The organism is Anaerotignum sp., from assembly GCF_030625865.1.
In the GTDB taxonomy this organism is placed as follows: domain Bacteria; phylum Bacillota; class Clostridia; order Lachnospirales; family Anaerotignaceae; genus Chakrabartyella.
In genome coordinates, this window is the sequence record NZ_DAOUQB010000005.1 from 79,764 (window position 1) to 86,537 (window position 6,774).

Consider the following 6,774-nt stretch of genomic DNA (forward strand, 5'->3'; position numbering starts at 1 on the left):
CGTTCAACTCTATGAGACAGCATTTTTTCTTCATCTCATACTAAATTTGTTCATCTTATCATATAGAATACTCCTATCAATATCCAGTAAAGCCGCTGCTTTCTTTTTATTCCCTTTCGTCTGCTTCAAAGCCCTGGTAATTGCCAGTTTTTCCGCTTCTTCTCTTGCCGCCCGCAGCGTGAGGTTATTTTCTTGTTTATTCTCTGCAATACTGATTTTCAAGCGCAAACGTTCAAAATCCTCATCGGATAATTCACCAGAATTGGCATAATTAAACGCACGTTCAATCATATTTTCCAATTCACGAATATTCCCCGGCCATTGATAACTTTCCAGTAATTCCATAGCTTTTTTATCTACCCCTGTAATATGGGCACCAAGTTCCTCATTTAATTTCTCAATAAAATGATTTACCAATAGAGGGATATCCCCCTCTCTTCGGCGCAAAGGCGGTATCCTTAACTCCACCACGTTAATACGGTAATATAAGTCATCACGGAATTTTCCATCTTTTACCATTTGGGCTAAATCTTGATTTGTTGTAAATACAAACCTCACATCAATTTCTTTATTTTTCCCTCCGATTACCTGAATCTCCTTTTCCTGTACCACACGCAATAGCTTTGCTTGCAACTGAAAGGGCATAGAGTTGATCTCATCCAACAGCAACGTCCCTCCGTCTGCTTGTTCAATCTTCCCCTTTTTTCCACCTTTCAAAGCCCCGGTAAAGGCACCTTCGGCGTAACCAAAAAGTTCAGATTCCAGCAAATTTTCAGGGATTGCCGCGCAGTTTAAAATAACAAATGGCATCTTCGCCCGCTGGCTTAAATTATGAATAGAATGAGCAAAAAGCTCTTTCCCTGTACCGCTTTCTCCGTAGATTAAAATTGCAGAACGGGTTCTTGCCGCCCTTTTGGTAAAAGAAATCAAATTCTTTAATTCCTGATTTTGTGTAATAATTTGATCAATATTGTATTTGGTTCCGGTATTTTCAAAATAATTATCTCTGTAAAACTGTACCTGCTTATTTAAGAAGCGCATCTTGCTCTCCAACTGCTTCAATGTTAATCGGCTTCCGGTAGAAGTAAATGCAACACCACCCCATACCTCATTGTCTTTTCGAATAAGCAGACGGTTAATAACCATTGTTTTCCCGTCATGTTCAAAAAAATCCTCAACACATTCTTTTCCTGTACGAATTACGGCACTTAAGCCTTCATTCGGAACAAATTCATACAGCTTCCGTCCAATGGGATACGGATGGGGTATATTAAACAATTCAGCATACTTTTCTGTCATATATATAATGCGACTTTCCGTATCTATGATAACAACAACCCCTAAGGATTCTAAAAATTCTTTGGCAATGCTCTCAAAACTAATGTTTTGCTTCATCCTAAAATCACCTTTCTTTTAAACTAACAAATGATTAAAAATAATAGTGAACATCATAATTAAAGGAAAAAACGAAAATACTAACGATAAAATTTCAGTAACCCAAATAAAACACATAATAAATTAATGTGTTTTTAACATTATATATTTTATTATAGCACAAAAACCTAGCAAATCTGCATGTAAAATGAAATGCGTATTAGGGTTCCCTTTAAGATATATTTAAATAATGCAAAGATTAAAAATAAAAATTTCTTTTTTATGCGTAACCCAGTTCTCTTTGGGCATAGTATAAAAAAGAAAGGAGTGGGAGACTTTGCGTTCATTAGAATTTTCTGAGGGTATTTCTCAATTTCAAGAGGTTCGTCATAGTACTCATGCAATTAAGCGTCAACAAAATGGAAGAGAGCAACAATTTTTTGATAATGGACGAGGAAAAATGCAAAATTCCGACTATGAGCCCCTACACTATCAGGATGTTTAAAAAAGTATAAGGCACCCTTCTAATAAGAAAGGTGCCTTATACTTGCCACAAGGGTATGCATACCTCTATTATTTTGATCAATAAAATAACCTCACATCATTTTATTAATTTCTTTTTTCAAACGACCTATAATTTTTTTTTCCAACCTTGAAATGTAGGATTGAGAAATCCCCAGTATATCTGCTACCTCTTTTTGTGTTTTTTCCGTTGTTTCAGGTAAAATTCCAAATCTCATTTCAACAATTTTTCTTTCTCTGCAAGAAAGCTTATCCATCGCATTATTTAAAAGTTCCCGATCCACCTCTTCCTCAATATTTTTATAAATGACATCCCCTTCGGTACCGAGAATATCGGAGAGTAACAGCTCATTTCCCTCCCAATCAACATTCAAAGGCTCATCAATAGAAACTTCGGATTTTGTTTTGCTGTTCCTCCTCAAATACATCAAAATTTCATTTTCAATACACCTAGATGCATAAGTTGCCAATTTTATTTTTTTCTCAGGATTAAATGTATTAATGGCTTTAATTAAACCAATGGTACCGATAGAAATCAAATCCTCTACGTTCACACCGGTGTTTTCAAACTTTCGTGCGATATAAACAACCAAACGTAAATTTCGCTCGATAAGAACTGATTTTACCTTAACTTCATCCTCACCGCCAAGTTGTTCCAACAAAACAGCTTCTTCGTCAGGTTTAAGGGGTGGTGGGAAAACGTCACTACCACCAATATAAAAAACCTCTTGACCTTTTCTACGTAATTTGCGCAAAAACAATCCTGTATGATATTTTAGTAAAAACAGGAGATATTTCCAGTGTTTCATAAATCGTCCTCCTCCAACAAACAAGGGGGCACTAAGCCCTCATATGCCCCTGTAAAAAATTCAAAGGAAATGCCTATGTATAATCCGTTATATTTTTTTGTTTTTTCACCAAAACAGATGCGGCATTCATCTGCAACAAAGCCCCATAGTGCCCCTTCTGGATTTCCCAGACTGGTGTAGTGCATAGGCACAAGGCTATCCTTAGCCCCAACAAGTATTCTTTCTCCCTCCTCTGCTGAAAACAAAGGCAGTACCGTTCCAACTTCCAGCACAATAACACCCTTGCCATCTTTTTTTAGTCCATTTCCCGTATCAATCAACCCACGTGCTTCTGCCCACTTGCCATTTTTCCGAATATACACAGTGCAAAAATCACGTCGTCGTCTGATGTGAGCTTCGATCCATTTGGCGCCTATTTTTAGTAAAATATAGCTTACTGCAATCCCCCAAATTAAGTATTGCCACGGAAAAAATTTATGGCTTACAATCAATCCTTGGCCTAAAACGCTTTGAGCCTGCGTAGACATAAATAATACATTCAATCCACCGCCCATCAAAAAAGATGCAAATAAAGCGGTAAAAAAAAGGCGCACAAAATTTTTTATGCTTTTGGGTAAATATGCTACAGAAAGCCCAATGATTAGTAGCGCAAAAGAAAGAAAAATGCCGCCACTATTTGGAAAAAAACAAACCAACAATATGCAATGGCATAAAGCAGACAAAAATGCACCCAGAAAAAGCCGCCATTTTTTTGCTTTAAAACCACTAATTCGCCCTGCCGCCCACAACAGGAATAAATCCATCAAGCATTCCCAAAAAAACAATACGTCTATGTAAATTGAAGCCTCCATTCTTTCCCTCCTGAAACAAATTATAGGCACGTTTCAGTGCAAAATCTGTCATAATTGCTGAATAATAACAAAAAAAGAATGGCAGCGTTCGACTCTCTTCGACGCTCCATTCTTTTCACTATTTAATCCTTTGGTTTAAAGTTCTTTTTTCCATTCAAAATCTGTTAAAATCTGCTTAAGATGCTTCTTTGCTTTATGTTTTTTAAAGACCACCTCTATTGAAAGCAGAGATGGTTGATAAAAGTTTAGTGATAAACTCGAATTACAGATGAAATTTCTTTCACCATAGACATAGTGGATATTACCGTTATAGAGTCCATGAATTGCTTTTCCAAAACATCATAAGTTACAATCACAACCTCGGCGGCGTTCCCTTGTTTGGTTTTTTGCAGTAACGTAGAAATACTTACGTTATTACTGCCAAACAGCCCTGCTAAAGCAGCCAGAGTGCCCGCTTTATCTTCCAACTTCATTCGCACATAGTAACTGCTTCTGGTTTCTCCGATACTTTTTACAGGGATATTCTGATAACAACTACAGCCAATGCGTCCGGCACAATTAAATTTGATATCTCTCGCTACATCAAATATATCTCCTACTATTGCACTGCCCGTAGGTAACTCTCCCGCACCACGACCATAAAACATAACATCATCTACTGCATCACCATGAACAAATACTGCATTGAAAGAATCCTTTACCGAAGCAAGGGGATGTTTAGACGGAATCATTGCAGGATGAACCTTAGCCTCAATTCCATCTTCTGTATTTTTGGCAATACCTAAAAGCTTGATTTCGCAGCCAAGCTCATGGGCATAGCGAATATCCTTTGCAGTAATTTTTGAAATTCCCTCTGTATAAACATCATGAAAAGTAACGGGCGTATGGAAGGCAATAGAAGCCAAAATCGCAAGCTTTCTCCCTGCATCATATCCCTCAATATCTGCCGTAGGATCGGCCTCAGCATATCCTAAATCTGTTGCCAATTGCAACGCATCAGCAAATTCCATACCCTCTTCTGCCATCTTCGTCAAAATAAAATTCGTGGTACCATTAATAATTCCCATTACTTCAGTGATATCATTTCCAGCCAAACATTGCTTTAATGGCCTGATAATAGGTGTTCCCCCCGCAACCGCCGCTTCAAACAACAAATCACAATGGTTTTCCTTGGCAATTGCTAAAAGTTCATGGCCTTGCACCGCCATTAAGTCCTTGTTTGCAGTCACAACATGCTTTCCCTTTTGCAAAGCTTCTTTAATATATGTCCCTGCCGGCTCAATACCACCCATTACCTCAACTACAATTTCAATGCTATCGTCATTGATGATATCCCCCCACTGATCAGTCAACTTTTGGGGATCAACTTTATCCATATACTTTGTTTTATTTCGCACCAAAATTTTTTCTATTTCCATATCGCCGCCAATTTTATAAACCAAATTATCTCTTTGCTTTTCTAAGATTTTATAAACGCCACCGCCCACGGTTCCCATTCCCAAAAGGGCAACTTTACATATGCTTTGATTCATGCCATTTTCCTCCAAATTAACCTATATCCCTATTAATTACATTGTCAATTTATGACTGATATTAAGATTGTACGCATGAAAAGATGAGATGTCAATATGAAATTGTCTTTTTTTCAAAAACATTTTTCCTCTCCACAAAAACATTTTTATTTATTTTGTCCTATTTTCATTTAAAAATGGTAAATCACTGACACGGTTATGTAGATTTTGTCTAAAATACTTTTTAATAATACCCTAATACATGTAAGTCTTATTAACAAAAGTGCCGCCACACCTTTTTTAGTGTAACGACTCTTCAATAAATTTAACTCATAATTTCTGTAATTGAACTAAGTAAGCTTATATATCCATCCAAAAGCGTTGAATTTTCCTCTTGTTCATATACAGGTTCATTACTCGGATTTACATAAACATTATTTTTCTTAATATTGTTTAAAATATCACTTTTTATATCCTTAAGCTCCGGATAACTGTCAAAAAAATCAAGTTTCGCCTGAGTCTCTGGTGTTGGAGCTTCATCTAACAACACATAAGCCGAAAAACTTTCAGCCATGTCTTCTGTGCAATTTGTTGAGGCATAACCTGTAACAAACTGTGATTGATGACGCAAATAGAAATATGGATTATCTCGATTTGTATACCAATCAATAATCATATCCCTCCAAAACAGCTTATAATAGGCTTGAAGATATGAATCCTCATTTGCTACAAATAGCCACTCTCTATACCTATCCATAGGATAGAGTTCACTATTAAGGTATTTTACTTGATTTTGATTAAGTGTAATGTAGTGAGCCATTTCATGTACAACCGTGTATGGGTAGAAACCATCATCTTTAATATCTGCCGGATCTACACTCATGCACCAAATTTTCCCTTCCGAATCCAAGGGAGTAACATATGCGAAAACTCCTAATTCACCATCCCCTCCAACTTTAAAGTATTTGAAGTTGGCAAATAATTCTTTGGGCAAAATATCAGTAGTCTGTTCCCAAACCTTCTTCAACGATTCCTGCTCTTCAGACCCTAATAAATTTAATCCATTTTCCGTTCCATTTTGATAAACTGCATCAAATTCGGGTGTTATTTTAAACATTCCTAAGTTCTTCTGGCTCTTATCACCCAATAAGTTTAAAAGAATTGCATCTGCATCCAATTCACTATACTTATTGATTATCAGTCTGATTTCTAATTCAGGATCAGTATTATAGTCTTGATCATTATTTTCAATTGCCGTAAAATAGTCATTTCTTATTTCGTTAACTCTATTCCAATCTTGATTTGATAGTATTTTTTTTAGATTATCCATCATTTCTTTACCATAATCTATGTTTTCCTCTTGGTTCTCTCCCTGAGAGACTCCGTTCGCATAGCCATATACCCTACCAAATTGTCTCATTGTTTCTTTATCAAGCAAATTTGTTATTTCCTCCCAAACCTTTGCCTCCTCATTAGACAGTCGGTAATTATCTTTTAATTCTCTTTCAGTTATACTGGTTTCTGCTTCATAGACAAGTTTCCTTAATTCATCTTTTACACCATCGGAAACATTTTCATTAAGGTCTCCCAATAACGCAACCACTTCTTCTTCTTGTTGCTGAGATAAAGTTATATTCGTCTCCTTCGCCTCTGCACAGCCTAAAAAAAGTCCTGACGCTGTCATTGCAACGCATAAAACTCCAGTTA

At 36.5% G+C, this 6,774-nt stretch carries 6 protein-coding genes; 1 reads left to right on the forward strand and 5 read right to left on the reverse strand.

Going from position 1 to position 6,774, the window contains the following annotated elements; translation table 11 throughout:
* Positions 1 to 30: 30 nt before the first annotated feature.
* Positions 31 to 1,395, reverse strand: a complete 1,365-nt coding sequence (locus P9Q65_RS02780) for a sigma-54 interaction domain-containing protein (RefSeq protein ID WP_304507649.1) — start codon at positions 1,393 to 1,395, stop codon at positions 31 to 33.
* A gap of 316 nt (positions 1,396 to 1,711) precedes the next feature.
* Between P9Q65_RS02780 and P9Q65_RS02785 the strand changes: the two genes are divergently transcribed.
* Complete coding sequence (locus tag P9Q65_RS02785) at positions 1,712 to 1,879, forward strand: hypothetical protein (protein WP_304507651.1); 168 nt, start codon at positions 1,712 to 1,714, stop codon at positions 1,877 to 1,879.
* Positions 1,880 to 1,970: 91 nt separating this feature from the next.
* Here the strand turns inward: P9Q65_RS02785 and sigE are convergent, their stop codons facing one another.
* From sigE to P9Q65_RS02805, 4 genes are all read right to left on the reverse strand, one after another.
* Positions 1,971 to 2,705 (reverse strand): RNA polymerase sporulation sigma factor SigE, encoded by a 735-nt coding sequence (gene sigE / locus P9Q65_RS02790; protein WP_304507652.1) that lies wholly within the window; start codon positions 2,703 to 2,705, stop codon positions 1,971 to 1,973.
* On the reverse strand, positions 2,702 to 3,556 hold the full coding sequence (locus P9Q65_RS02795; protein WP_304507653.1) for a sigma-E processing peptidase SpoIIGA: 855 nt from the start codon (positions 3,554 to 3,556) through the stop codon (positions 2,702 to 2,704). Before P9Q65_RS02795 ends, sigE begins: the two co-directional genes overlap by 4 nt.
* A gap of 245 nt (positions 3,557 to 3,801) precedes the next feature.
* Positions 3,802 to 5,088, reverse strand: a complete 1,287-nt coding sequence (locus P9Q65_RS02800) for a homoserine dehydrogenase (RefSeq protein WP_304507655.1) — start codon at positions 5,086 to 5,088, stop codon at positions 3,802 to 3,804.
* 304 nt (positions 5,089 to 5,392) lie between these two features.
* Positions 5,393 to 6,774 (reverse strand): hypothetical protein (locus P9Q65_RS02805; protein WP_330695161.1); only part of this gene is annotated, 1,382 nt, incomplete at its 5' end.